This is a genomic window from Methylobacterium bullatum, assembly GCF_014845095.1.
GTDB lineage: Bacteria > Pseudomonadota > Alphaproteobacteria > Rhizobiales > Beijerinckiaceae > Methylobacterium > Methylobacterium bullatum.
The window spans coordinates 1-660 of record NZ_NKUG01000272.1 but is presented as its reverse complement, the minus strand read 5'-3'; the positions used below and the strand labels follow the sequence as shown (position 1 = coordinate 660).

Annotated in this window: 1 pseudogene; it reads left to right on the top strand. The window is 71.4% G+C overall.

From position 1 onward, the window contains the following. Window positions 1-660, top strand: a pseudogene (locus tag MBTS_RS23000) (serine protease); the annotation flags it as partial.

Sequence of the window (660 nt, the reverse complement as noted above, 5' to 3'; positions counted from 1 at the left end):
CGATCCGGCGAGCGGCATCGTCATCGGCGTGCCCGAGCGGCCGCTCGCCAAGCGCAGCCCTCAGGCCGGCGGAACCCGCTGGCAGAGCGGGGATGGCCGCGTCACCCTCGACACGAAGTCCTTCGCCCCGGAAGAGACTACTCTCGATGCCCTGTTCGCCCGCATCACCGCGCCGGGCGCCGACCGCAAGGTCACCTACAAGATCAAGCGGCCGGATTTCCTCGTGGTCACCGGCGAGACGGCGACGGGCAAATCCTACATCCGCTATGCCGCCGCCCCGGGGGGAGTTCGCGGCTTCACCATCGGCTACGACAAGGCCCTCGGGCCGGATGTGGACCGCCTGGTCATCGCCATCGCCAACAGCTTCGTGCCGTTCCCGGAGACGGCCGATGCCGCCCCTGCCGAGGTGGCGGCCAGACCCGGTGCGACGCTCGGCAGGCCCTTGCCGGGCCCGGCCGTGAGAGCCCTGCCGCAACTGACCCGAGCCGCGACGAATGTGGGAATCGGCCTCATCGTCGCCCCGGGACGCGTCCTGACGAGCTCCTCGGCCCTGGAGGCCTGCGCAGCGCCGCGGATCGCCGGTATGGCCGCGCGAATCGTCAAGGTGGATGCAGGGCGTGGCCTGGCGCTTCTGGAAGCGGCCGGCGCGAAGGGCCGTGT